This window comes from Heyndrickxia oleronia, assembly GCF_017809215.1.
GTDB lineage: Bacteria > Bacillota > Bacilli > Bacillales > Bacillaceae_C > Heyndrickxia > Heyndrickxia oleronia.
Genome location: NZ_CP065424.1, coordinates 2,509,559 through 2,533,826 on the forward strand (window position 1 = coordinate 2,509,559; position 24,268 = coordinate 2,533,826).

28 protein-coding genes are annotated in these 24,268 nt (G+C 34.5%); 9 read left to right on the top strand and 19 right to left on the bottom strand.

The features are described from left to right. Nucleotides 1-23: 23 nt before the first annotated feature. On the top strand, nt 24-314 hold the full coding sequence (locus tag I5818_RS12525; RefSeq protein WP_058003655.1) for a HesB/YadR/YfhF family protein: 291 nt from the start codon (nt 24-26) through the stop codon (nt 312-314). Nucleotides 315-439: 125 nt separating this feature from the next. On the opposite strand, the gene I5818_RS12530 is transcribed toward I5818_RS12525, so the two are convergent. From I5818_RS12530 to I5818_RS12565, 8 genes are all read right to left on the bottom strand, one after another. Then, the gene (locus I5818_RS12530) at nt 440-757 is read right to left on the bottom strand and encodes a hypothetical protein (RefSeq protein WP_058003656.1); all 318 of its coding nucleotides are present in this window, start codon (nt 755-757) and stop codon (nt 440-442) included. 28 nt (nt 758-785) lie between these two features. Next, on the bottom strand, nt 786-1,202 hold the full coding sequence (locus I5818_RS12535) for an acyl-CoA thioesterase (protein WP_078110631.1): 417 nt from the start codon (nt 1,200-1,202) through the stop codon (nt 786-788). A gap of 100 nt (nt 1,203-1,302) precedes the next feature. Next, nucleotides 1,303-1,536, bottom strand: a complete 234-nt coding sequence (gene tlp, locus I5818_RS12540) for a small acid-soluble spore protein Tlp (RefSeq protein WP_058003658.1) — start codon at nt 1,534-1,536, stop codon at nt 1,303-1,305. Nucleotides 1,537-1,640: 104 nt separating this feature from the next. Then, the gene (locus I5818_RS12545) at nt 1,641-1,784 is read right to left on the bottom strand and encodes an acid-soluble spore protein N (protein WP_058003659.1); all 144 of its coding nucleotides are present in this window, start codon (nt 1,782-1,784) and stop codon (nt 1,641-1,643) included. Between the two features lie 64 nt (nt 1,785-1,848). Next, on the bottom strand, nt 1,849-1,983 hold the full coding sequence (locus I5818_RS12550) for an FbpB family small basic protein (RefSeq protein ID WP_071975949.1): 135 nt from the start codon (nt 1,981-1,983) through the stop codon (nt 1,849-1,851). 221 nt (nt 1,984-2,204) lie between these two features. Then, on the bottom strand, nt 2,205-2,822 hold the full coding sequence (locus I5818_RS12555) for a TlpA family protein disulfide reductase (RefSeq protein ID WP_078110632.1): 618 nt from the start codon (nt 2,820-2,822) through the stop codon (nt 2,205-2,207). Between the two features lie 112 nt (nt 2,823-2,934). Next, complete coding sequence (acnA, locus tag I5818_RS12560) at nt 2,935-5,646, bottom strand: aconitate hydratase AcnA (protein WP_058003660.1); 2,712 nt, start codon at nt 5,644-5,646, stop codon at nt 2,935-2,937. 542 nt (nt 5,647-6,188) lie between these two features. Further along, a complete protein-coding gene (locus I5818_RS12565) occupies nt 6,189-6,998 on the bottom strand; it encodes a YitT family protein (protein ID WP_058003661.1) in 810 nt (269 codons plus the stop codon). A gap of 181 nt (nt 6,999-7,179) precedes the next feature. Between I5818_RS12565 and sspO the strand changes: the two genes are divergently transcribed. After that, nucleotides 7,180-7,329, top strand: a complete 150-nt coding sequence (gene sspO, locus I5818_RS12570) for a small acid-soluble spore protein SspO (protein ID WP_058003662.1) — start codon at nt 7,180-7,182, stop codon at nt 7,327-7,329. Between the two features lie 86 nt (nt 7,330-7,415). On the opposite strand, the gene I5818_RS12575 is transcribed toward sspO, so the two are convergent. Further along, nucleotides 7,416-7,673, bottom strand: a complete 258-nt coding sequence (locus I5818_RS12575; protein ID WP_058003663.1) for a hypothetical protein — start codon at nt 7,671-7,673, stop codon at nt 7,416-7,418. A gap of 113 nt (nt 7,674-7,786) precedes the next feature. Between I5818_RS12575 and I5818_RS12580 the strand changes: the two genes are divergently transcribed. Beyond that, nucleotides 7,787-7,927: a small acid-soluble spore protein P gene (locus tag I5818_RS12580; protein ID WP_065107248.1), complete on the top strand. Its 141-nt coding sequence runs from the start codon at nt 7,787-7,789 to the stop codon at nt 7,925-7,927. Nucleotides 7,928-8,159: 232 nt separating this feature from the next. On the opposite strand, the gene I5818_RS12585 is transcribed toward I5818_RS12580, so the two are convergent. The 6 genes from I5818_RS12585 to I5818_RS12610 form a co-directional block, all read right to left on the bottom strand. Next, nucleotides 8,160-9,695: a glycine betaine uptake BCCT transporter gene (locus I5818_RS12585; protein WP_078110866.1), complete on the bottom strand. Its 1,536-nt coding sequence runs from the start codon at nt 9,693-9,695 to the stop codon at nt 8,160-8,162. A gap of 216 nt (nt 9,696-9,911) precedes the next feature. Beyond that, complete coding sequence (locus tag I5818_RS12590; protein ID WP_058003665.1) at nt 9,912-10,541, bottom strand: lytic transglycosylase domain-containing protein; 630 nt, start codon at nt 10,539-10,541, stop codon at nt 9,912-9,914. 160 nt (nt 10,542-10,701) lie between these two features. Further along, on the bottom strand, nt 10,702-11,388 hold the full coding sequence (locus I5818_RS12595; protein ID WP_058003666.1) for an LrgB family protein: 687 nt from the start codon (nt 11,386-11,388) through the stop codon (nt 10,702-10,704). Next, complete coding sequence (locus tag I5818_RS12600; protein WP_058003667.1) at nt 11,363-11,755, bottom strand: CidA/LrgA family protein; 393 nt, start codon at nt 11,753-11,755, stop codon at nt 11,363-11,365. Before I5818_RS12600 ends, I5818_RS12595 begins: the two co-directional genes overlap by 26 nt. A gap of 128 nt (nt 11,756-11,883) precedes the next feature. Beyond that, nucleotides 11,884-12,243 (bottom strand): DUF1641 domain-containing protein, encoded by a 360-nt coding sequence (locus I5818_RS12605; protein WP_158022200.1) that lies wholly within the window; start codon nt 12,241-12,243, stop codon nt 11,884-11,886. A gap of 117 nt (nt 12,244-12,360) precedes the next feature. Then, nucleotides 12,361-12,915 (bottom strand): GbsR/MarR family transcriptional regulator, encoded by a 555-nt coding sequence (locus tag I5818_RS12610; RefSeq protein ID WP_078110867.1) that lies wholly within the window; start codon nt 12,913-12,915, stop codon nt 12,361-12,363. Nucleotides 12,916-13,219: 304 nt separating this feature from the next. On the opposite strand from I5818_RS12610, the gene I5818_RS12615 reads away from it, so the two are divergent. The 4 genes from I5818_RS12615 (at nt 13,220) to I5818_RS12630 (ending at nt 16,544) form a co-directional block, all read left to right on the top strand. Continuing rightward, entirely contained in the window at nt 13,220-14,470 is a 1,251-nt protein-coding gene (locus tag I5818_RS12615; protein ID WP_058003670.1) for a quaternary amine ABC transporter ATP-binding protein, read from the top strand. Continuing rightward, a complete protein-coding gene (opuAB, locus tag I5818_RS12620) occupies nt 14,471-15,316 on the top strand; it encodes a glycine/proline betaine ABC transporter permease subunit OpuAB (RefSeq protein WP_058003671.1) in 846 nt (281 codons plus the stop codon). A gap of 1 nt (nt 15,317) precedes the next feature. Beyond that, nucleotides 15,318-16,202 carry a glycine betaine ABC transporter substrate-binding protein gene (locus tag I5818_RS12625; RefSeq protein WP_058003672.1) on the top strand — a complete coding sequence of 295 codons (885 nt, stop codon included), beginning with the start codon at nt 15,318-15,320 and terminating at the stop codon, nt 16,200-16,202. Between the two features lie 78 nt (nt 16,203-16,280). After that, nucleotides 16,281-16,544: an alpha/beta-type small acid-soluble spore protein gene (locus I5818_RS12630; RefSeq protein ID WP_078110869.1), complete on the top strand. Its 264-nt coding sequence runs from the start codon at nt 16,281-16,283 to the stop codon at nt 16,542-16,544. Nucleotides 16,545-16,653: 109 nt separating this feature from the next. On the opposite strand, the gene I5818_RS12635 is transcribed toward I5818_RS12630, so the two are convergent. The 4 genes from I5818_RS12635 to hutU all read right to left on the bottom strand — a co-directional run bounded on the left by I5818_RS12635 (nt 16,654) and on the right by hutU (nt 21,991). After that, nucleotides 16,654-17,265: a hypothetical protein gene (locus tag I5818_RS12635; RefSeq protein ID WP_071975939.1), complete on the bottom strand. Its 612-nt coding sequence runs from the start codon at nt 17,263-17,265 to the stop codon at nt 16,654-16,656. 135 nt (nt 17,266-17,400) lie between these two features. Next, on the bottom strand, nt 17,401-18,735 hold the full coding sequence (locus I5818_RS12640; protein WP_058003680.1) for a YjiH family protein: 1,335 nt from the start codon (nt 18,733-18,735) through the stop codon (nt 17,401-17,403). A gap of 284 nt (nt 18,736-19,019) precedes the next feature. Then, entirely contained in the window at nt 19,020-20,297 is a 1,278-nt protein-coding gene (gene hutI / locus I5818_RS12645) for an imidazolonepropionase (RefSeq protein ID WP_078110999.1), read from the bottom strand. 29 nt (nt 20,298-20,326) lie between these two features. Continuing rightward, complete coding sequence (hutU, locus tag I5818_RS12650; protein WP_078110998.1) at nt 20,327-21,991, bottom strand: urocanate hydratase; 1,665 nt, start codon at nt 21,989-21,991, stop codon at nt 20,327-20,329. Nucleotides 21,992-22,378: 387 nt separating this feature from the next. Between hutU and I5818_RS12655 the strand changes: the two genes are divergently transcribed. Together I5818_RS12655 and I5818_RS12660 are read left to right on the top strand one after the other, a co-directional pair. Then, nucleotides 22,379-22,720: a DUF485 domain-containing protein gene (locus tag I5818_RS12655; RefSeq protein ID WP_058003683.1), complete on the top strand. Its 342-nt coding sequence runs from the start codon at nt 22,379-22,381 to the stop codon at nt 22,718-22,720. Beyond that, nucleotides 22,717-24,246 carry a solute symporter family protein gene (locus I5818_RS12660; protein WP_078110997.1) on the top strand — a complete coding sequence of 510 codons (1,530 nt, stop codon included), beginning with the start codon at nt 22,717-22,719 and terminating at the stop codon, nt 24,244-24,246. The genes I5818_RS12655 and I5818_RS12660 overlap by 4 nt, the downstream gene beginning before the upstream one ends. Nucleotides 24,247-24,268 lie beyond the last annotated feature (22 nt).

A 24,268-nucleotide genomic window follows, 5' to 3' on the forward strand; every position in this document is an offset into this window, starting at 1 on the left:
CTTTTTGGAGAGGAGCTAACCACATGGAAATTTACATATCAGATGAAGCAACAAAATGGTTCAAGGAAGAAATGTTTCTAGAAAATGGTGATCATATACGGTTTTTCGTAAAGTATGGTGGATCTTCACCGGTTCAAGAAGGATTTTCATTAGGAATGTCAAAAGAAGAACCAAGTGATATAGCTGTAAAAAAAGAACAAAATGGAATCCTTTTTTATATAGAGGAAAAGGATCTTTGGTATTTTGATAATCATAATTTACATGTTGATTATGATCAAGAACTAGATGAACCAATTTATATGTATAAAAAATAAGGTGCATTTTAAAAGTGTTTGCTCATTATCATTCGTATAAGATAGGCAATAGAAAAAGGGATATATTTAGTATTTAATGTCTTTGATAGCTAAAAACAAGAATACGAGAGTGAGCTTCATTTCGTTCACTCTCGTATTCTTGTTTGACAGAACTTGTTCAATTCTTCTATATGTCCCTCTTTTAATAATACTTCCGCCTGTTTATCTCCTAACAAATCAAAATGAGAATATCCATCCTTACGGTGATGAATCCATTCTTCTTTTAAACCGTATATAGTACCCCAGTTGACTAATTTTTCGATATTACAACAACCTACTTTCGTAACTGAGTTACAATTGGGGAAACGCTCATCAATCCAGAAATGAGTAATAATCGCAATTTCTCCTGAATCAATTTTATTTTTCCATTTTTTTAGTTGACTTTTTGATATTCCGAAAGCCACAAGTCTCCCCCTCTAATAATTGATAAGTTTATTTTTTTGCCTTTTCATATGCTTCATGCCAATCAGGTAATCGTTTTCGAATTGAAATTGGACGGAACGTTTCTTTCTTTACACATACATGCTTTGATTTGGCTATAACCGAGAGTTCTCCACCTTCCGTTAATACCTCATACCCATAAACAACACGTATACCATCATACTCTTCAATCCAAGTTTTAACTTTAGCAACTTCCCCATATCGAACAGGCTTTTTATAAGAAATTTCAATATCTACAACAGGAGATAAAACTCCTTCATTTTCCATATCAGCATATTTAAAACCTAAATCCTCTATAAGCTTTGTTCTACCGAGTTCTAACCATACTAAATAATTTGCATGATAGACAACACCCATTTGGTCTGTCTCTGCATAACGAACTTGAATATCTGTTTCTGAAATAATCATTCTTATGTAGTAGCACCTTTCATTAATAATATTTTTTATTTTAGCACTGATTGTTGTGAATAACAAAAATAACAGCCGGCGTCAAACCGGCTGTTATTCATTATTGATATTGATTATTTTGAGCATGGGCTTCATCTTTTACTTCACTGCGCATACTCTCGATACTTTCACGGCGGCGTTCATTTTTCGCTTCTATTTTGGCGCGTTCTTCATTACTTGAGAGACTAGCCGTTTCTTCTGCTTTTTCTATATTCTCAAGTGTGTTATCAATCATATTTTGTAATTTTTCTACATTATCACTGCGATCATCTGGTTTAGGTTTATTCCATGCCATATTAAAGTCCTCCTTACAGTAAGAGTGACCACAATTTGTGTGGACAATGATAGTATGTTGTTTTTACGATTCATTCAAGCCTGGTTTTTTTTAGCACTTTCATGTTATTCCCCTTTAGTCTGAATTACCTGGGCATGCTCTCCTGATTTATCTTGCATTTGTTTTCCTTTGTTCCCACCAAAAGAACGAGGCTGTGTACCTAAATGTGTAGGCCCATAGTATTTGCTTTTCTTTTTTGGATTACTCATAAAAAAACCCCCTTTATTTTAAGTTTCACCTAAAATAAAGGGGATATGAGTAGTAAATATAGGTTTATTCCGCCAATTTAATTGAATGTTTTTGTTCAAGCTTTGTTTCAATTCTTTCAATCGCTTCTTGATCTCTTAATAAAGCTTGTTTATTTTCCAACACTAAATCTGAAAATGATTTCTTATTTGTTTTTCTCATCTATATAATCTCCTTAGGTTGTATATTTTATAATAGTATGGTCATAAAATTAAAAATTTATAATTATTTTACCAATACTTTTGAAATAACCTAGTTATTTCTACATATTTATTTTAACATAAATTAAAATTTTCTAACAAATTTAGCTGGAACTGTCACAAAATTGTTATAATAATAGTATTTCAAAAAAATAAACACTTCACAAGAAGAAGTGTCTGTAGTTATTTGAATAATTTTTCTAATTGCTGATCATTTAATGCTCCGTAATGTTTATTAATTATAATTCCCTTCTCATCCACAATATAAGTACTTGGGATCGCTAATACTTGGTATTGTGTATCGACTACACCTTTCTCATCTAAAAGAATCGGAAATGATAAATTTAATTTTTTAACATAGCCTTTTACATCAGATTTTGTATCAATATTAATCGCTAGTATTTCTATATCATCGTGATTCTCTTGATAGAATTTCTCGAGCACAGGCATTTCTATTTTACATGGGTAACACCAAGTGGCAAAGAAATTGATTATTACACGTTTTCCCTTAAAATCAGCTAGTCGCATTTTTTTGCCTGTTAGAGTGGTTAGTTCAAAATCAGGTGCTTTAGAACCGATTTCTAATCCTTCTGCAACCTCTTCTTCCTCTTCTTCTGGTTCCTCAATTTGAGATGACATAATAGAATTATATAACTCATTTAAATCCTCATCACTTGCTTTTGATAAAGACGTTTCTGTAGATGCTTTAACTTGTTTATCTTTTTTATGTTCAAGTGCTTGTACTAGCATTGTACAAACTAACAGCATGATTATCATAAATGGAAGGATTCTTTTAAACATTTTTTCCTCCTATAGAATGATCATTTATTTACTCTATTTAAGTATATGTACTTTTAAAAAAATTAGTATAAAAAAACACACTCTGTAAAACAGAGTGTGTGAGATCAGTCGATTATGCTTGTAATTTGTCGCGAAGTACCATTTGAAGAATACCACCATGACGATAGTAATCAATTTCGACATCAGAATCGAAACGAACAAGTACTTCAAATTCTTTCTTGTTGCCTGCTTCATCTGTAGCAGTTACTTTCAAAATATCACGTGGCTTAACATTTTCATCAATGTGAACATCAATGATTTCTTTTCCAGTTAAACCAAGTGTTTCAGCGTTTTCACCTTTCTTGAATTGAAGTGGTAAAACACCCATCAATGCAAGATTAGAACGGTGAATACGTTCAAAGCTTTCTGCAATAACTGTTTTAATACCAAGAAGATTTGTACCTTTTGCTGCCCAGTCTCGAGAAGATCCCATCCCGTAATCTTTACCAGCAAGAACAACTAATCCAGTGCCGTCTTCTTTGTATTTCATGCAAGCATCATACATTGAAGTTACTTCATTAGTTGGCCAGTAAGTTGAAAAACCACCTTCTGTTCCAGGAGCAATTTGGTTACGAATTCGGATATTCGCAAATGTACCACGCATCATGACTTCATGGTTACCACGACGAGAACCATAAGAGTTAAATTCGCGAGGTTCTACCCCGTTTTCACGTAAGTATTTACCTGCAGGAGTATCTTTACCAATTGCACCAGCTGGTGAAATATGGTCAGTAGTTACAGAATCACCAAATTTAGCTACGATACGAAGGCTAGATAATGGCTTAACTTCCTCTGGATTTGGAGAAAGATTTTCAAAGAATGGCGGATTCGCAATATACGTTGATTTTTCATCCCAAGTATATAATGGATCATTACCTGTTTTGATTTCATTCCAACGTTCATTATCGTCGAATACACGCTCGTATTCTTTGCGGAATAACTCAGGTGTTACGCTTTGTTTAACCGCTTCATTTACCTCTTCAGTAGATGGCCAAATATCTTTCATGTAAACATCATTACCGTCTTTATCTTTTCCAATTGGCTCATTGATAAGATCGATGTCTACTGTACCTGCTAATGCATAAGCAACAACTAACGGTGGTGATGCTAAGTAGTTTGCTTTTACAAGCGGATGGATACGGCCCTCAAAGTTACGGTTACCAGAAAGTACTGAAGTAACAAGTAAATCGTTTTCAGCAATCGTCTTTTCGATTTCTTCTTTAAGTGGACCAGAGTTACCGATACATGTTGTACAACCATAACCTACAAGATTGAATCCTAATTGATCAAGATACCCTAGAAGTCCAGAATCTCTTAAATATCCAGTAACAACTTTTGAACCTGGAGCCAAGGATGTTTTTACATATTTAGGTACCGTTAAGCCTTTTTCAACTGCTTTTTTGGCAACTAAACCTGCACCTAACATAACATAAGGGTTAGAAGTGTTTGTACAACTTGTAATAGCTGCGATAGCAACGGCGCCTGTTTTCATTGTTGCTTCATCGCCATTATCGAATTTAACTACAGCTTCTTTCTTAATTTCTGTATCTTTTAATCCAAATCCTTGGTTACCTACAGGAGCAGTTACCGCATCTTGGAAAGCTGTTTGCATTTTAGATAGCGGAATTAAGTCCTGTGGACGTTTTGGACCTGATAAGTTTGCTTCGATATCAGATAAGTTAATTTCAACAACATCTGTGTAAACAGGTTCTTCATTTTCTGGAGTGAAGAACATATTGTTTTCCTGTAAATATTTCTCAACAAGCTTAATATGCTCCTCCGGACGACCAGTTAATCGAAGATATCCTAAGCTTTCAGCATCTACAGGGAAGAAACCACAAGTAGCGCCATATTCAGGGGCCATGTTAGCAATTGTTGCACGGTCAGCAAGTGGTAATTTAGATACACCAGGACCAAAGAATTCAACAAATTTACCAACAACACCTTTTTGGCGTAACACTTGAGTAACTTTTAGTGCTAAGTCAGTCGCAGTCGCTCCATTTGGAAGTTCCCCTACTAATTTAACACCGATAACTTCTGGAATTGGGAAGTATGAAGGTTGACCAAGCATACCTGCTTCCGCTTCAATACCACCAACACCCCATCCAAGAACACCGATACCATTGATCATTGTTGTATGAGAGTCAGTACCTACTAGAGTATCTGGGAATGCTTCAAATTCACCATCTGCAGTTTCAATTGCATGAACTACGCTAGCAAGATATTCTAAGTTAACTTGGTGAACAATACCAGTTGCTGGTGGCACCGCACGGTAATTATCAAACGCTTTCGTAGCCCAGCTTAAGAATTGATAACGTTCTGCGTTACGTTCAAATTCAAAATCCATATTCGCTTTTAAAGCGTCTGCCGTACCATATTTGTCAACTTGTACTGAGTGGTCAATTACAAGATCGACAGGAATTTCAGGATTAATTTTATCAGGATCTCCACCTAAATCAGCCATTGCTTTACGTAAAGAAGCAAGGTCTACAACGGCAGGTACACCTGTGAAATCTTGGAGAATAACACGAGATGGCTTAAAAGGCACCTCTGCATCTTTTACTTCTTCAGATCCCCATTTTGATAAATTTTCAACATGTTCTTTTGTAATTACACGGCCATCCAGTTGGCGAAGTACAGATTCTAATAATACTTTTACTGAGTATGGTAAGCGAGAGATTTTCGCTAAACCTGCTTCTTCAAGAGCTGCAAGACGATAAAAATGATAACGTTTGCCTTCTAGTTCAAAAGAAGTACGTGCGTTAAAAACGTCGTTTTTAGCCACTCAAGATTCCCCCTCTTTTTCAAAAAATGTCATATTCACTGATAGTTTCACGAAAAGCTCGAATTATGTTCAATTACTTTTCACAATTACCATCTTAATATAAGTAGTTACATAAGTAAATAACAAGAATGTTATCGTTTTTAATAAGAAAATATTATCATAAACGGGGAACCTTTAAATATTAGCTCAAGTTTTGTTTCTCGTTATATTTATTATAATTTAATGAGTTACATATTTCGTTTTTTATGAAAAAAATGCAGATTTTTGTCGATTCTTTTGTTAAGAGTAAAGCCGGCACTAAGCCTTTTACATATATATATATATATATAAATACATCCATTTAATAAAGCTTTTCTCAAACCTTGTTGAATTTAGGTAATATTTTAATAAATAAATATAATTTTAAGAAAAGACCAATCTTTACAATCCACTGAGAAAAGAAATATCTATAAAAAGTTTATCTCTGTATTTTTGTGTATAAAAAAAGCGCAGAATCTCTATTAATCAAAAGATTTTCTACGCTAATTTTCGGTTGACGTCTACTAATTTCGATGAAACGAACCCATTACTTCTGTTGTTTCGGTAATATTAACAAATGCACTTGGGTCAATATCTCTAATTAAAGATTTAACATCTGTCAATTGATACCTAGTAATAACAGTCATTAAGATTTTTCGATTTTCCCCTGAATAAGCACCTTCACCATCTATTAAAGTGATTCCGCGATATACACTCGAAAGTAATTTTTCTTTCATCTCTTTTCCTTTGTCGGTCACAATCATCACGGTGAGTTTTATATGTTTCGTATGAATTGTATCAACCACTTTACCAGTTGCATAAATGGCTACCATTGTGTTTAAAGCTGCGTCCCAACTAAAAATAAATCCTGAAATTAGAACAACAATTCCATTCATAGCAGATAAAATTGTCCCTAATGGGAAATCTTTTTTCTTATTTAGTAGCATGGCTAAAATATCGAAACCACCGGATGAACCTGATACTCGAAAAATTAATCCGATTCCTAATCCAGTTATTACTCCACCAAATAAAGAGGATAATATCGGTTCAGTTGAAATCTGTTTAATTGGTATGATGTATAGTCCTACTGAGATTACCACAACGGATAAAATAGTATAAAGAATAAACCGTTTACCTAATTTAAACACTCCAAGAATCAGTAAAGGAAGATTAAGTAAAAAATTTAATATTCCTGTATTAAATGGAGTAATCAGACCTAGCATAATTGCAATACCACTTAAACCACTACTTAAGATTTCATGAGGTATTAGAAACAAATTATATGCAACACTCACTAATAAGGAACCGATGATAATAGTTATGATTCTGTTCATTCCTTCTCCCCTTTATTTACAATCTTTCACTAGAGAATATTATATTAAAGAAAGAAACAATAAAAAAACTAAAAGTTTTTTCAAAAATATAAGATTCAATTGCCAATTCTAAATTGATAGTTATTTCTAAATTTGATTATTTCTATCGTTCTTGCACAAAATAGTATTGGAGGTGAAATAAATGGTTAAAAGAAAAGCGAACCATATCATTCCAGGAATGAATGCAGCCAGTGCACAAGGAAAAGGTACAGGATATAATGAAGAGTTTTCCAATGAACCCCTAACCGAGAAACAGAAGCAAAATAATAAAAAGCGAAAGAAAAACCAATAGCTTTTAATCGTTCACACATATATTAAAATAGAGACCGTTAAAACACAGCATTACGTCAACCTGTGTTTTAACGGTCTCTTGACCTTTTAATCATTATTTACGTCATTTACAATTTGTTCAATATCTGAACGGAACTTCTCTAGTTGCTGTCTTTGGGTTTCGCTTGCTACTTCCATGGCATTTTCTATTTGTTGATATGTTTCATTGACTTCATTTTTTAAATGTTTTAACTGCTGACCATAGTCAGCACTATCGCGAACTAATTGACTATAAACGTCGTCTAATTGCTTCATGCCCTGTTGCGCAGCTTGAAAAGCTTGTTGTTTATTTTTATGATATGGCATCCATGTCTCTCCCTTTCAAAGTTCTTTTCAAAAATAGATTGCGCTTATTTACACAAAATATACGGTATAAATCCCTTCAATAAGCACAATCTATGCGAAGGAGGGATGAAGAAATGTCTAATAAAAATGATGGAAAAGATATGAGAAAAAATGCTCCAAAACAATCTGGGCAACCTGAACCATTAAGTGGGTCTAAAAAAGTAAAAAATCGTAATCATACACGCCAAAATCATAATCAAGGCCATGATATGTAACGAATAATCACGAAGTAGCTCTTTTCTTAAACATTGTTGGTATTTAAGTAAGTATTAATTAATAACTATTTGCTAAATATCGCTAACCTGTAAATTTTACTGGGAAAAGAGCTGGAATTTCCAAAAAAAATGCTGATATCTTGTAATGCCGACAGTTAGGCATATACAAGAGCAACAAACTAAAACAACTTTCGAAATAAACTAGAAAAAAGGGAGAATTATCAACTCCCTTTTATTCTGGTTCTTGCTCTGTTATCTTTTTTATTGGTTTGGCCCGTACATAGAGCCTTAAATCTCTTCGTTCCTTCATCAATGATTTATATAACGAAATAATCATCAAGATAATAATTATTGAAAATGGAAAAGCTGCAATAATAAGGGCATTTTGTAAACCTTGCAATCCGCCACTATATAATAAAATCACTGCTACTAAAGACTGTAAAATTCCCCAGGTTAATTTCACACTATTTGGAGGAAGTAACGAACCATATGTTGTTTGCATACCAAGAACAAAGGTTGCTGAATCTGCAGATGTAATAAAAAATATAGCAATTAGAATGAGAGCTATGATTGAAAGGAAGGTTGTCATCGGGACATTTTCAAAAACTCCAAATAATACTTCCTCTGTTTTCAATGCGGTTAAATCGATTCTCCCTTGTTGTTGAACATGGATAGAAGCGGTGCCAAAAACAGCAAACCAAATAAAACTAACAATGGATGGAGCTAACAAAACACCTATTAGAAACTGGCGAATCGTTCTCCCTTTTGATACACGGGCAATAAAAATACCAACAAATGGAGACCAAGAGATCCACCAGGCCCAGTAGAAGATCGTCCACGAATTAATCCAATTACGATTTTCTGAATTTAATGGGGCAATACGAAAGCTCATTTGAATAATATTTTGCAAATATTTCCCTAACGTATCTGTAAATAAATTCAAAATTAATAAGGTGGGTCCAGCGATAAACATTAGAATTAACAATATTATTGCTAAAACTAAATTCGTATTACTTAAATATTTAATTCCTTTCCCTAATCCTGACCATGCCGAGATGATAAATAATACCGTGACTACACCAATAATAATAAGTTGAACTTTGAAATTATTAGGAATATCAAAAAGAAACGATAGTCCGCCATTAATTTGTGCTGCACCAAATCCAAGTGTCGTTGCAACCCCTATGACCGTTGCTAAAACGGCTAGAATATCAATGAGTCCTCCTAATTTGCCGCTTGCATATTTTCCAAGAATCGGTGTAAGTGTTGAACTAATCAGTCCTGGCTCACCTTTTCTAAAATTAAAATAGGCTAACGCTAATGCAATCAATGCATAGATGCCCCAAGCATGTAAGCCCCAGTGGAAAAAAGTAAAGCGCATCGATTCTTTTAATGCATCATCACTTCCAGGCTCAGACAGGGGTGGATTCGTTGCAAAATGCGACAATGGCTCTGCCGCTCCCCAAAAGACAAGACCAATTCCCATTCCAGCACTAAATAACATAGCAAACCAGGAAACAGTAGAATATTCTGGTTTATCATTCGGTTTTCCTAATGTAATTGCTCCAATCGGACTAAGTATTAGAAAAATACAAAAGATAACGATTAACGATACCAAAATTAAATAATACCAACCAAACCTGGACGTAAGAAAAGCTTGGATATTTGAGGTGATTGTTTCAAAATTGCTTGGAGCTGCAACCCCATATACGACGGCAATTAACAAAATAGCAATAGAAACCCAAAAGACACTCGATATGTTTTTCATCAAATTCTCCTTTCTAGGCTTCAATGAAACTGAGTAAAATTTTATTTTTCTTACTCTTCTTTAATTAGCTGCAAAGTTTATATTCCCCTATTTCTACGCATTAATCCCTTATGTATAAGGGAAGTTTACCAATCAAATAAATGACCATGACTCTAGTTTTTCCTGGTGCTGAAATATATGATAAAAAATAAACCCGAATCAATTTTCAATTCGAGTTTACTCATCTTTTTTGTAAAGTCTTGCATAATGCAACACTTCATTCACATAATCTTCACTATGATTATAAGAATAAATCGCTTGCTTAAGGTTTCCTTCTGCTGCTCCATTTTGGGATAAATAATTTGCCGCACTAAAGACAGCATCCTCTAAATCCCATATATCTGCTTTTCCATCACCATTTGCATCAACACCATATCCCCCATATTTATGAATGACCACAGGATCTTCTTTTTCCTTTTCAGGAATATTGCCTACTCCTTTTCCTGTGCAAGTCGGATGACTCCACCCAACAAATGTACATGGCATAAATTGCATCGGTCCTTCTGCTCCCACTGGGGAAATCATTGGATCCATTGTAGAAAATCTTGTTTCTACTCGATGGTGTGCAGCAAGTACATACCAGGGTACACCATATTTTTTTTCCGCTGCTTTATAAATTGGAAGGTATTGAGTCGGTACAAGTTGAACTTTTGGTTCTTGTTTTTTAGGTGGTTTCTCTTGTACTTGTTCTTTGTTTTGTAAGATGATATAAGCTGTAATTATTACAATTGGAATCAATAAGATAAGTAATGGTGATTGCTTTTTAAGCTTATATTTTTGATAATTTTTTTTCTTCGCCTGCTTCATTCTATTGTTTTCCCTTCAACCCTTTTCTATAAAAACAAAGGCACAACTAGTTTAATACTAGTTATGCCATATATTTAATCATTTAATAAACAAATTTATAAATTTTATGTTTATAGTAATAATACGAATAAACCTTATTCATTTCAACAAAAAATTTTGCCTATAAGATTAAGGGTAAAATATTGGGGATGCAAATAGATGTGAATATAGCAGCTACTCCCATGGCAACTCCTGAAACTGCGCCTTGGATCTCGCCTTCCTTAACAGCTTCAGCTGTACCTATTCCATGAGAAATCGTTCCAATAGCTAGTCCTCTTGAAAGTGGGTGATTAATTTTACATAAATTTAGGATTAGTGGACCAAACATTGCTCCAAACATTCCAGTAATCATGACAAATGCAGCAACTAAATACTCATTACCTCCTATGATATTTGAGACTTCACTTGCTACTGGTATGGTAATCGATTTTACACTTAATGAGATAAGAAATTCATTTGAAAAATGCATCATTTTTCCAATTATTTCAGCAGAAGCAATAGTCAACGATGTACCCAAGATAATTCCTAGTAAAGCTGGCTTTAAGTGCTGAAAAAAAATTCTTCGGTTCTTATAAAGTGGTACAGCCAGTGCCACTGTTGCTGGACCCAATAATTCCGTTATGATTTCTTTCGCTATAGAATATTGTGAATACGTAATATGAGAAAGATAAAGTACGCCAATGATTAAAACTGTACTTAAAAAGACAGGTGTAGTAAATGGAGAGGGATATTTTTTGGATATTGCTATAGTAAAAAGATAAATAAAGATAGTAATCATCAAACTATACACTGTGATAATGCTGCTCATTTGAAGACACCTCTCGTTTTTTTGCTAATAACTGACTCGTTAATCCAGTGCCGATAATTCCAATAATTGCACTCAATACTAAGATAAACAATAAACGAATACCTGATGACATAAAAATAGACCCCAGAGTCATTAGCCCAACAGATATAGGAATAAAAAAGAAAGATAAATGCCTATTTAATAGAGAAGCACCTATATCTACCCATTTTAATTGAATGATTCCGGTTAGTAAAAAAATCAATAATAAAAGCATTCCAATAATATTTCCAGGAACAGGAATGTGTAAAATATTTACAATGAAAGTACCTAATTCATTGATCACCCAAAGCAAAAAAATTTGACAGATTATTACGAACCCTTTTTTCATATTGTTTTAGACTTCCTTTCATACCGAATAAATAGTTATTCGATTTTTAGAGAAATTTTCCTCCTTTTCTAGGCTAGATACGATTTTTTCAGAACGAAAAAACCTGCAAACGAAGTGCAGGTTATCATCTATATATTTTTCCCCATCCCTTTTAAAAATCCCATTAAAAATAAGACGGCTCGATTGATATCTTGGTCCTTTAATAGCTTCATTACTTGAAAGGAACTTAATTCTTTACCAGAATCAAGTGTGGACATAGCAGATTCTATCCCTTTTCTAACCCCTTTTTTAATTGTATCTAGTTGTGACATTTCTGAAGAAGTTCTCTTTGTTAAAAAATCCGTAATGACAGGTAATAAATTTGATTCCTTTAAATACTTAATTATTTTTAATAGGTCTTCCGTTTCGTTAGTAATCTGTTCCAATTCAAGGCTTCGTTCGGAATTTCTGTTTGGTATTCCATTCTCTTTTATCATTGATTTTGTCATTTTCCACCCTGCCTTCCATAAGTCTTTGACTTTATAACATATGTACATTTTTGTAGAGAAATGAACAATCATACTAAAAGAAAAAAGAGGCGACAAAAATTGTCATCCTCTACAAGTTTATTTATTATTTTTTGGCACAAAATTAAAAATTTCTTCGCTTTCGAATGTATCAATTAGACGATTTAACCATTGATAATATTCCAACGTCTCCTTTAACTTAATGATATCGCTATTGACTAAAGCTTTTATCTCCTCGTCAACATGCCCATCAGTCAACATGTCAGAAAGCTCTTTTAATGACTTTTCAATTACATGTTTATTCATCGAGATAGCATGTCGCCACTTCACTGTGAATAAGTCAATAAAATTTTGATACCAATCTCCTTTTATTGCATATAAATCTTTTCTACTCCCTTTTTTCCATACTTTATCGACCATTTTTAAATCTAAAAGTGTTCTTACGGAAGTACTCATACTTGTTTTACTCATACCAAGTTCTTCCTTCATTTCATCCAGTGTTAACGGCTCATTATGAAAAAACATCATTCCATATAATCTGCCAATTGAAGGTGTTACTCCATATAAGTTCATGTTTTGTGCAATAGCTTCGATTACCCTTTCTCGTGCTCTGTCTAGTTGATCCTTACCTTCCAATTTATTTTCACACCCCATTTAGTGGTATTTAATTTTGAAATTTTCCAATTGAACTTTAATCTCATCATTCACTTAAATCCATCGATTGATTACAGAAAAGATTCTTAACAATAAATAATCTATCCTTTTGTAGATATAAAGTAAAGAGGGACTTCAAAACGGAATCAAGAGGAATACGGAGGAAATGTAAGAATAAAGTATATTAAGTACGTACAGTTTTTTCTTTACGAACTGTACAATCGGAATATAAAGGAATATCGAGTTTGTGGGAAGTATTACATTTTCGTTACACTTATAAAGTGCAAAGAAATGAGGGAAAAAAATGACTAGTGACGAGAAAAAAATCAAAATAGAAGTAAAAAACGTGACTAAAATTTTCGGCAAACATACGAAAAAAGCTTCACAGCTTCTATCAGAAGGAAAAACAAAGCAAGAAATCTTAAAGTCTACCGGAGCAACTGTTGGTGTAAATCAAGCTAACTTTCATGTTAATGATGGTGAAATATTTGTCATCATGGGTTTATCAGGAAGTGGAAAATCGACCTTGGTTCGGATGTTGAATCGTTTGATTGAACCAACATTAGGAGAAATATTAATTGATAACGAGAATGTAACTAAAATGAACAAAGAACAATTAAGAAATATTCGTAGAAAAAAAATCAGCATGGTATTTCAAAAATTTGCACTCCTTCCCCATCGGACCATTCTCCAAAACACTGAATATGGTTTAGAAATTCAAGGTATTGAAAAATCAAAAAGACAAGAAATTGCACTTGAATCACTAAAGCTGGTTGGATTAGAAGGATATGAGGATCAATATCCCGATCAATTAAGCGGTGGAATGCAACAGCGTGTTGGACTTGCAAGAGCTCTAACCAACGATCCAGATATTTTATTAATGGATGAGGCGTTTAGTGCTTTGGATCCATTAATTAGAAAAGATATGCAAGATGAATTATTAGAGCTTCACAATACTGTAGGGAAAACAATTGTATTTATTACTCATGATTTAGATGAAGCCCTACGTATCGGAGACCGCATCGCATTAATGAAGGATGGGAACATCGTTCAAATAGGTACTCCAGAGGAAATTTTAATGAATCCTTCCAATGAATATGTGGAACGTTTCGTTGAAGATGTAGATTTTTCCAAAGTGTTAACAGCCGGACATATTATGAAGCGTGCAGAAACAGTACAAATTGAAAAGGGACCAAGAGTCGCCTTAACACTTATGAAAAATCTAGGTATCTCTTCGATATATGTGGTCGATAAACAAAACCGGCTTTTAGGTGCTGTTACAGCTCAATTAGCAAAGGATGCCTTCGAAAAAGGACTTCCCCTGAATGAGGTAATTCAAAAAAATATTACCACTGTACAAAAGGACACATTATTAATGGATTTATTCGATATCGTATCTACCGCGGAAATACCGATTGCTGTTGTTGATGAGCGGGATCGAATGAAAGGTATTGTGATCCGTGGAGCATTAATTGGTGCTCTTGCAGGAAATGATTCTTATATTCATACAGCGCCAGTTGAAGTAACTGAAGCCTCTTTAAGGGAGGTGAATTAAATGAATGAATGGATACCAAGAATTCCATTAGCAGATTGGATTGATCGATTTGTTGATTGGCTAACATCAAATTTTGGAGGAATATTTGACGGAGTTGCTACAGGCTTAGAAGGACTCGTAAATGGAATTGTCTCTGGACTCGGCTTTATCCCCCCTATTCTTCTTTCATTAATTATTGCTGGAATTGCATGGTGGTTAACCAAAAAAAGCATTGCCTTATTTTCATTAATTGGATTTCTAATTATTGATTATTTAGGATACTGGGATGCCATGCTCAGTACATTGGCTCTTGTCTTAACATCGGTTATTATTTCCGTAGTAGTTGGTATACCAATTGGAATTTGGGCATCACAAAAGGATACGGTTCGCAAAATAGTCACCCCTATCCTCGATTTTATGCAAACAATGCCTGCATTTGTATACTTACTTCCTGCTATCTTCTTCTTTAATATTGGAGTTGTACCAGGAGTAGTTGCATCAGTGATATTCGCCATGCCACCTACTATACGTTTAACAATACTTGGGATCCAACAGGTGCCTGAGGACATTATTGAAGCGACAGAAAGCTTTGGTTCAACAACCAGTCAAAGGCTGTTAAAAGTTCAACTTCCACTTGCCACACCGACTATTATGGCTGGAATAAATCAAAGTATAATGCTCGCACTATCAATGGTTGTCATTGCATCTATGGTAGGCGCACCGGGGTTAGGAGAAGAAGTCTATCGTGCAGTTACGCAATTAAAAACAGGAGTAGGTGTTGAAGCAGGTCTTACTATTGTGATCGTAGCAATCGTTTTAGACCGTATTACACAAAATGCAGGAAAGAAAAAACAAAGGGGGAACTAATATGTGGAAAAAAATTGTTGGAATCGGAGCGGTTGCAGCGTTATCTATTGGGCTTGCAGCATGTGGAAATGATAAAGCAAGTTCAAGTAAAAATGAAACAGTTGGAGATAGTGTAAAGTATAAAATTACAGGAATTGATCCAGGAGCAGGAATCATGACGGCAACTGAGAAAGCTCTTAAGGAATATAAGCTTGATGATTGGGAATTGGTTACAGGTTCAAGTGCTGCTATGACAGCTGCTTTAAAAAAGGCATACGATAAAAAAGAACCAATTATTTTTACTGGCTGGAATCCACACTGGATGTTTGCCAAGTATGATTTAAAATATCTGGATGATCCTAAAGGTGTATATGGAGAAGCAGAAGAAATCCATACGATTGCTCGAAAAGGTTTAAAGGAAGATCACCCAAATGCATATAAAGTATTAAGTCAATTCAAGTGGTCTGAAGATGATATGGGTGAAGTAATGTTAGATATTCAAGAAGGTTCTAAACCAGAAGATGCGGCAGCCAAATGGGTAAAGGATAATCCAGATAAAGTAGCAGAATGGACAAAAGGTGTAGACAAAGTAAAAGGTGAAAAAATCAAACTTACATATGTTGCTTGGGATAGTGAAATTGCAAGTACAAATGTAATGGGAAAAGTCTTAGAGGATCTCGGATTTAAAGTAACACTCACCCAAGTTGAAGCAGGTCCAATGTGGACTGCAATTGCCGATGGAAGTGCTGACGCCTCTCTTGCAGCATGGTTACCGTTAACACATAAAACATATGCAGAGAAATTTGACGGTAAATATGAAGATATTGGCACAAGTATGACAGGAGTAAAAATCGGTTTAACAGTACCTAAATATATGGATATCGATTCTATAGAAGATTTAAAATAATAATTATTATAGCCCTCTTACGAAATAAGTAAGGGGGCTGTTTTATTGGGTATACTAATTTTTAAAGGAGGGGTTTGTGTGACTAAAAGGAAATCGCTAGTTCCAGAGGCAAGAAATGCCTTAAACGGTTTTAAAGCCAAAGTAATGGCCGATAAAGGATACCATGCAAATAATCCCGATGATATTAAATTCGAAGTAGCTAAAGAACAAGGAATTCCCTTAAAAAAAGGATACAATGGTCATTTAACAAGTGAACAAGCTGGAAAAGTTGGTGGTCCAATCGGAGGAAATATGGTGAAGGAAATGATTCGAATGGCGCAGGAACAGCTTAGTAAAAAATAATAATAAGTAAATAAAGTATTAAACCCCCACGAGATATTTTTTCTATTTCGTGGGGGTCAGACTCATTTATTTTGATACAGAATAGTATGTCAATCAATAGTTGTACACGTTAAGTGATATATTTAAAAAGCTTTTCTTTTGTGAAATATTCTCTTATTCCGGGCTGTTTTAAAAAGTAATCGATAATTTCATCTAGACCTAAACCAATTTCTAATAAGCCCTTTGTAATTGTTTTTAAATAGGATGAATGGGGTTTATTAATAGTGATGTTTTTATATAGTTGATTATTTGTAAAAGTAAACATAGGAGCTCCATCCTTATATCCTAAAAATAAAATTCTTCCATACCAGCCATCATTAATGATTGAATATTTATGATTAATCACTTTTTGAAGATCTATCAGCATCTCCTTTGTATTATTTTCTTGTGCTACAACATCACAAAATTGTTGGTCCGTTATCAAATACATTCTACCTAAAGTACTGCATCGAAAATCCTCGATATAATTGATGAACGCAACGCCCCCTTCTCCCCATTTACTTCTTTCCTTAGAAAAATAAAGTTGATAAGGGAGGACAACGCTCTTAATAGCTTTTGGAGGAGTTTTATCCCTACATCCCTTTTCTTTTTTATTAGATCCTTCAGGTTTTGTTCCATTTATATAACACATAAATCTTTCTAAATTAATATTTGACCCATAGCTTACATACCAAACATTCATTCCTTTTAACACCTCTTTGTTGTACAATAAAACCTTTTACTATTCGTATTCTATAAATTGTTGAAAATTCCTTTATTAAAAAAACTTTACTGACCTGGAACGGATCAATAAAGTTAGATAAAGGGATGATAGTTATTATAGTATTAAGTATGCGATAGGTATCGTAATAATTAGTGTTAAAATCACTCGTTCTAGCCATATGATAAGTAATTTTGGCAATGAAATTGGAATGTCTGTAGAGACAATACATGGAATTAAGGCAGAAAAGAAAATAATGGCTGAAACTGAAACAACGGCAATAACAAATTTTGTAACGAGTGCACTCCCTGTTACAAATAAAGCCGGTAGGAACATTTCTGCAATAGAAACTGCACTTGCCTTTGCAGCTAATAATGGTTCAGGTAAATGAAATAATGCAGTAATAGGATAAAAAATATAACCGATAATATCAAAGATTGGAGTAAATTCAGCCAAAACGAGACCTAATAAACCTACAGAAAGGATGGATGGCAATATCGACATCGTCATAATGAATCCGTCCTTTAAATTCATCCATATATTTTTTCCTAAACTCGGAGATTGTTGGACAGCATCCATTGCTTCCTTCCATGCATGCTTAAAACGATTTCCTTTAACGATCTCCTCTGGTTTTCCAACACCTTCATAATATTCATCGCTCATTGAACGTAATGGCCAAATTCTTACTGTTAACGCAGTAACGATAAAAGTGATGACTAATGTTACCCAGAAATATAGATTCCATTTATCCATTAATCCAAGTGTTTTTGCAACCACGATCATGAATGTCGCGGAAACAGTAGAAAATCCAGTTGCAATAATTGCAGCTTCTTTCGCCGTGTATTTTCCTTCTTTATATACACGATTAGTGATTAATAGACCAATTGAGTAACTACCAACGAAAGATGCAACAGCATCTACAGCTGACCTTCCTGGTGTTTTCCATATAGGTCTCATAACTGGCTGCATTAATACTCCAATAAATTCTAATAAACCATAACCAACGAGTAAAGCTAAAAAAACAGAGCCTATTGGAACAAGTAATCCAACAGAGATGACCAGTTTATTAAATAAAAATGGTCCCATATCAGGATCTGCTAACCATTTAGGTTCAAGATTAAAAACAAGTAAGCCTGCCACAACCAACCCTATTACTTTAAAAATAGAAAAAAAGATCGATATTCCATCTTTATTCCAGGTTTTCGTATAAAAAGGATAAATAGCACCTAGTAATATTACTAATAAAGCATAATACGGAATTAGATTAGGCACTCTGTTTTGGATGAATGTTACTATATGGTCAAGCATAATAGAAGAAGTTCCTTGAATACTGATTGGTATGAAAAACATAAAAATGCCGATTGCACTAAAAATAATAAATTTTAGAATTTCTTTAATATGCGATGGTCTAGTTTGCAATTGAGTGTGTATTACTGGATTTGTTTTCGCCATCCCTATTTCCCCCTTTGTTTAAGGTTCTTTTCTAATATTTGTTGTTATTAAAGTAAAGTTGTAACAAATAACTTTCAGCTGAAGACCGCTACACCTTTCAATTCACTGAGAAAAGTGCTACAAACTTTATTAGAATCGCTGAATCTTTTATATAAGCAACAAACTATACAAAAATAGCCTTGTTTAAAGAAAGGCGATCCATAAAGGGAAGTTCCCCTTAATAGATCGCCTAAATGATCCCCTGAAAATTCAATCAACAGTCATTTTGGTGATTGACTTTCCTTTCAACATAATTGACCATTCTCTAGAACGATTTTTCCATTTTTTATGACCATATCTGTATGATTCATCCCATAATGATATGGAAGCTGCATATAATTTGGCACATTCATCATAACTATATCTGCTTTTTTTCCAACTTCTAAGCTTCCAATATCTTTTCCTCGATTAATCGCATGTGCAGCATTAATAGTACAAGCAGTTATTGCCTCAGCAGGCGTCATTCCCATTTTCATACATGCTAAATTCATAATGAATGGTAATGAAGTAGTAGGTGAAGATCCAGGATTACAATCCGTAGAAAGTGCCACTGGTACACCTTCATCGATCATTTTTCTTCCTCTAGCTGATTCAGCCATTAAAAAGAAAGCTGTTCCGGGTAATAAAACACCAATAACTCCCTTTTCGGCCATTTGTTGAATGCCCTTATCTGATGCTTTTAAAAGATGGTCTGCTGAAATAGCTCCAACTTCAGCAGCAAGCTCAGCTCCTTCATATGGTTCAATTTCGTCTGCATGTATTTTCGGGATAAGCCCTAATTGTTTTCCAGCTAATAGAATTTTACGGCTTTGATCTGGGGTGAAAACACCCCTCTCACAAAACACATCATTAAATTCTGCAAGATTTTCATTTGCAACATTAGGAAGCATTTCCTCGGTTACAATCTTTACAAATTCATCTGGATTATCTTTATATATTGCAGGTACAGCATGGGCTCCCATGAATGTACGAATCACATCAATTACATGTTCCTCATTTAATTGCTTGGCAACTTCCAATTGTTTCTTTTCTGTCTGCCAATCTAAACCGTAGCCACTTTTCGCTTCAATAGTAGTTACCCCATGTTTTAGGAAGGAATCTAATCTTTTTTTGCTTTCGGAAAAAAGTTCTTCATGTGTCGCTTCTCGTGTTTTAGATGTTGTTGCATGAATTCCTCCCCCATTATTCATAATTTCCATATACGTAGCTCCATTGAGGCGCATATTAAATTCATTTTCTCGACTACCCGCATAAACAATGTGTGTATGTGGATCAATAAGTCCTGGCATAACGATTTTTTCTGATGCATCAACCACAATAGCCTCATGTAAACGGTGAGAAAATTTGTTTCTAATTTCTTCAGTTTTTCCAACAGCTTCTATTTTTCCATCTTCTAACCATAGTGCACCATCGAGAATAATATGAAGATCATTCATTTGATCTTTGGTCAAAGGTTTTTCTGAACCTCCTGCTACGGTAATTAGTTCATTTGCATGCTGAATTAAGATGGGTTTATTTGTCATGCTTCATCCCTCCATTGCAAATCCATTAATTATTTACCTAACATTGGAATATGGATTCCCTTTTCCTTCGCTGTTTTTATTGCAAGATCATAGCCTGCATCCACATGGCGTACAACACCCATTCCTGGATCAGATGTTAGAACACGCTCTAAACGTTTTTCTGCTTCTTTCGTGCCATCTGCAACAATTACCATGCCAGCATGTAATGAATAACCCATACCAACACCACCACCATGATGGACAGATACCCAACTTGCACCACCTACAGCATTAATCATTGCATTCAAGATTGGCCAGTCAGCAACAGCATCACTTCCATCCCTCATGCCTTCCGTTTCACGATTTGGTGAGGCAACTGAACCAGAGTCTAAATGATCACGACCAATTACGATTGGTGCCTTTAATTCTCCACTTGCTACCATGTCATTAATGATCTTTCCAAATTTTGCTCTCTCCCCATAACCGAGCCAACAAATTCGTGAAGGAAGACCTTGAAATTGAATTTTCTCTTGAGCCATCTTAATCCACTTACATAAATGCTCATTATCACTGAACTCACGAAGTATTACTTCATCTGTTTTATAGATATCCTCAGGATCACCAGACAATGCTACCCATCTAAATGGCCCCTTTCCTTCGCAAAATTGTGGTCGAATATATGCAGGTACAAAGCCAGGGAAATTAAATGCATTCTCAACCCCTTCATCTTTTGCCACTTGACGGATATTATTGCCGTAATCGAATGTAATGGCCCCTTTTTCTTGCATTAGAAGCATCGCCTTAACATGTGTAGCCATACTATCCTTTGACTTTCTTACATATTCCTCTGGATTTATATTGCGTAGTTGGTCAGCAGCCTCCAATGTATATCCTATTGGAATGTATCCATTTAGTGGATCATGCGCAGAAGTTTGGTCTGTTAAAACATCAGGAATAAATCCTTGTTCGATCATTTTTGGTAATAGTTCTGCTGCATTACCTAATAATCCGATGGATAATGATTTTCCATCTACCTTCGCTTCTTTAGCAAGGCGAATAGCCTCTTCTAATGAAGTCGTTTTTATATCTAAATAACGAGTTTCGATTCGCCGATCGATCCTTGATTCATCTACTTCGATAGCAATACAAACCCCTTCTGCCATAGTTACTGCGAGAGGTTGAGCACCACCCATGCCACCTAGTCCTGCTGTAACCGTTATGGTTTGTTTAAGTGAACCACCAAAATGTTGCCTCCCTAATTCAGCAAATGTTTCATACGTCCCTTGAACAATCCCTTGACTACCAATATATATCCAGCTTCCAGCTGTCATTTGTCCGTACATCATCAGTCCTTTTTTATCAAGTTCATGGAAAGTATCCCAATTTGCCCAAGCCGGAACAAGATTAGAATTAGCAATTAATACTCTTGGAGCATCTGAATGTGTTTTAAATACGGCAACTGGTTTTCCTGATTGAACAAGAAGAGTTTCATCGGATTCAAGCTCATGCAATGTTTTTACAATGGCATCGTAGCATTCCCAGTTCCTTGCTGCTTTTCCTATTCCTCCGTAAACAACTAAATCTTCAGGACGTTCTGCAACATCCTTATTGAGATTATTCATTAACATCCTTAGTGCTGCTTCTTGTACCCATCCCTTTGCATGTAATTCAGACCCAGTATAATTAGTAATTTCTCTCTTTGAATGCGTTTTCATTTTATGTTCCCTCCTAAATTCCTTTTCATTTCATAATCTAATTATAAAGACTAAATATTCTGCGAAGTTTTAAAAAAAGACTAGTTTTTTTATAATTATTCAATGATAATTTTGGTTTATTTATAATGGCTTGCTATTTTTTTTATAATTTTCTTATATTTTTATACTTAAATTAGAATGATTAGAGGAGTATAGTTTGGAAGCTTGATTTTCTTATATTTTATTAAAATACTTATTTTCTTTGAAATACATAATTTAACTATGAAATTATTGGGGGTGAAAATAGATTTTTCTATATTCAGAATTATCTTAATATTATATTGACAAGCTGAATCCCTTTACTTTACGATTACAATGTAGGGAAAATAACGAAAGGAGAACGTGTTTATGCCAAAAAAGGATAATAATGACCAAACATCTATTGATTTCGAAAAGATTGCTTCAAGCAATAAATTTCAACAGTTAATGACCTCTAAGAAAAAATTTATTGTTCCATTAACGATATTCTTCTTAGTATTCTACTTTACATTACCATTTTTAACTTCTTACTCAAATATTCTCAATAAAATTGCATTTGGAGACATCTCATGGGCTTGGGTTTTTGCTTTCGCTCAGTTTATTATGACTTGGGTACTTTGTATCGTTTATGTCAAAAAGGCATCATATTTTGATAAGCTGGCCGATGAAGTGATTGAAGAAAACAAGAAAAAAGGAGAAATTAGTGCATGAGTGCTACTGTAATCATCTTATTTTTATTAATTGTTGGAATTACGTTAGTGGTTACGTATTTTGCAGCAAAACGTACGAAAACAACAAGTGAATTTTATACTGCCGGCGGTGGTTTAACTGGGTGGCAGAATGGTTTAGCGATTGCAGGAGACTATTTATCAGCAGCATCTTTCCTAGGTATTGCAGGGATGATTGCTCTTAATGGATTTGATGGATTTTTCTACAGTATTGGCTTTCTTATTGCTTATTTAGTTGTGTTATTTATCGTTGCAGAACCATTGCGAAATCTTGGAAAATATACTTTAGCAGATATGATTAATTCACGATTTGATGCGAAGAAAGTCCGGGCAGTTGCAGCATTAAACACAATAACAATTGTTATCTTTTATATGATTGCTCAGTTAGTTGGTGCTGGTGCACTCATTAAATTATTATTTGGCATTGATTATTGGATTGCTGTGTTAATTGTTGGAATTATGATGACGATATATGTCCTTTTTGGTGGAATGACAGCTACAAGCTGGGTACAGATTATAAAGGCTGTATTGTTAATGGTGGGAACTATTGTCATTTCAATTATGGTATTAGCCAAATTTCATTTTAATATTTTCGAAATGTTTACTGAAATGAAAACAGCTACACCACTTGGAGAAGATTATCTAAAACCTGGAGTTAAGTATAAGGTACCGCTAGATACAATTTCATTAATGCTTGCACTTGTTCTAGGTACTGCTGGATTACCACATATTTTAATGCGATTCTTTACTGTTAAAGATGCGAAAACCGCTAGAAGTTCGGTTATTTCAGCAACTTGGGTTATTGGAATCTTTTATGTATTAACGATATTCCTAGGTTTTGGTGCCGCTTATTTTGTTGGGTTTGATAAGATAATTGAAGCAAATGCAGCAGGTAATATGGCTGCTCCTTTACTAGCTGGAGCACTTGGTGGTGATTTCCTAATGTCATTTGTATCAGCTGTAGCATTTGCAACCATTTTGGCTGTTGTTGCGGGATTAGTGTTGTCCGGTGCCTCTGCATTTGCCCATGATATATATGGTGAGATAATAAAAAAAGGAAAAATTACAGAGAAACAACAAATGCTTGCAGCACGATATGCTTCAGTAGGCGTAGCTATTTTATCAATTCTATTAGCTCTATTTACACAAAAAATGAATGTTGCTTTTTTAGTTTCACTTGCCTTTTGTGTGGCAGCAAGTGCAAATTTGCCCGTAATAATTTTTACAATCTATTGGAAAAAATTTAACACTTCTGGTGCGATTACAGGAATGCTCTCTGGATTGTTATCATCTTTAATTCTCGTAATTATTAGTCCTAATGTGTTTTCTCCTGTTGAAGGTGCTGCCATTTTTGTCGGGGAGCCTTTAATATCACTAACAAATCCAGCGATTATTTCGGTTCCATTAGGTTTTATCGGGGCGTATATTGGAACAGTGGTTTCTAAGAAGCAAGATGCTAAACGCTTTGCAGAAGTCGCTGTCAAAGCAAATACGGGTTTCAAAGAATAAAATCAATGACGAAGGGGCTTGC

What these genes read in the sequence shown, in the direction of transcription:
- I5818_RS12525 (WP_058003655.1), top strand. Translation starts at nt 24, where the DNA reads ATGGAAATTTACATATCAGATGAAGCAACAAAATGGTTCAAGGAAGAA.
- I5818_RS12535 (WP_078110631.1), bottom strand. Translation starts at nt 1,202, where the DNA reads ATGATTATTTCAGAAACAGATATTCAAGTTCGTTATGCAGAGACAGAC.
- tlp (WP_058003658.1), bottom strand. Translation starts at nt 1,536, where the DNA reads ATGGCATGGAATAAACCTAAACCAGATGATCGCAGTGATAATGTAGAA.
- I5818_RS12545 (WP_058003659.1), bottom strand. Translation starts at nt 1,784, where the DNA reads ATGAGTAATCCAAAAAAGAAAAGCAAATACTATGGGCCTACACATTTA.
- I5818_RS12550 (WP_071975949.1), bottom strand. Translation starts at nt 1,983, where the DNA reads ATGAGAAAAACAAATAAGAAATCATTTTCAGATTTAGTGTTGGAAAAT.
- I5818_RS12555 (WP_078110632.1), bottom strand. Translation starts at nt 2,822, where the DNA reads ATGTTTAAAAGAATCCTTCCATTTATGATAATCATGCTGTTAGTTTGT.
- I5818_RS12565 (WP_058003661.1), bottom strand. Translation starts at nt 6,998, where the DNA reads ATGAACAGAATCATAACTATTATCATCGGTTCCTTATTAGTGAGTGTT.
- sspO (WP_058003662.1), top strand. Translation starts at nt 7,180, where the DNA reads ATGGTTAAAAGAAAAGCGAACCATATCATTCCAGGAATGAATGCAGCC.
- I5818_RS12575 (WP_058003663.1), bottom strand. Translation starts at nt 7,673, where the DNA reads ATGCCATATCATAAAAATAAACAACAAGCTTTTCAAGCTGCGCAACAG.
- I5818_RS12580 (WP_065107248.1), top strand. Translation starts at nt 7,787, where the DNA reads ATGTCTAATAAAAATGATGGAAAAGATATGAGAAAAAATGCTCCAAAA.
- I5818_RS12585 (WP_078110866.1), bottom strand. Translation starts at nt 9,695, where the DNA reads ATGAAAAACATATCGAGTGTCTTTTGGGTTTCTATTGCTATTTTGTTA.
- I5818_RS12590 (WP_058003665.1), bottom strand. Translation starts at nt 10,541, where the DNA reads ATGAAGCAGGCGAAGAAAAAAAATTATCAAAAATATAAGCTTAAAAAG.
- I5818_RS12595 (WP_058003666.1), bottom strand. Translation starts at nt 11,388, where the DNA reads ATGAGCAGCATTATCACAGTGTATAGTTTGATGATTACTATCTTTATT.
- I5818_RS12600 (WP_058003667.1), bottom strand. Translation starts at nt 11,755, where the DNA reads ATGAAAAAAGGGTTCGTAATAATCTGTCAAATTTTTTTGCTTTGGGTG.
- I5818_RS12605 (WP_158022200.1), bottom strand. Translation starts at nt 12,243, where the DNA reads ATGACAAAATCAATGATAAAAGAGAATGGAATACCAAACAGAAATTCC.
- I5818_RS12610 (WP_078110867.1), bottom strand. Translation starts at nt 12,915, where the DNA reads ATGGGGTGTGAAAATAAATTGGAAGGTAAGGATCAACTAGACAGAGCA.
- I5818_RS12615 (WP_058003670.1), top strand. Translation starts at nt 13,220, where the DNA reads ATGACTAGTGACGAGAAAAAAATCAAAATAGAAGTAAAAAACGTGACT.
- opuAB (WP_058003671.1), top strand. Translation starts at nt 14,471, where the DNA reads ATGAATGAATGGATACCAAGAATTCCATTAGCAGATTGGATTGATCGA.
- I5818_RS12625 (WP_058003672.1), top strand. Translation starts at nt 15,318, where the DNA reads ATGTGGAAAAAAATTGTTGGAATCGGAGCGGTTGCAGCGTTATCTATT.
- I5818_RS12635 (WP_071975939.1), bottom strand. Translation starts at nt 17,265, where the DNA reads ATGAATGTTTGGTATGTAAGCTATGGGTCAAATATTAATTTAGAAAGA.
- I5818_RS12640 (WP_058003680.1), bottom strand. Translation starts at nt 18,735, where the DNA reads ATGGCGAAAACAAATCCAGTAATACACACTCAATTGCAAACTAGACCA.
- hutI (WP_078110999.1), bottom strand. Translation starts at nt 20,297, where the DNA reads ATGACAAATAAACCCATCTTAATTCAGCATGCAAATGAACTAATTACC.
- hutU (WP_078110998.1), bottom strand. Translation starts at nt 21,991, where the DNA reads ATGAAAACGCATTCAAAGAGAGAAATTACTAATTATACTGGGTCTGAA.
- I5818_RS12655 (WP_058003683.1), top strand. Translation starts at nt 22,379, where the DNA reads ATGCCAAAAAAGGATAATAATGACCAAACATCTATTGATTTCGAAAAG.
- I5818_RS12660 (WP_078110997.1), top strand. Translation starts at nt 22,717, where the DNA reads ATGAGTGCTACTGTAATCATCTTATTTTTATTAATTGTTGGAATTACG.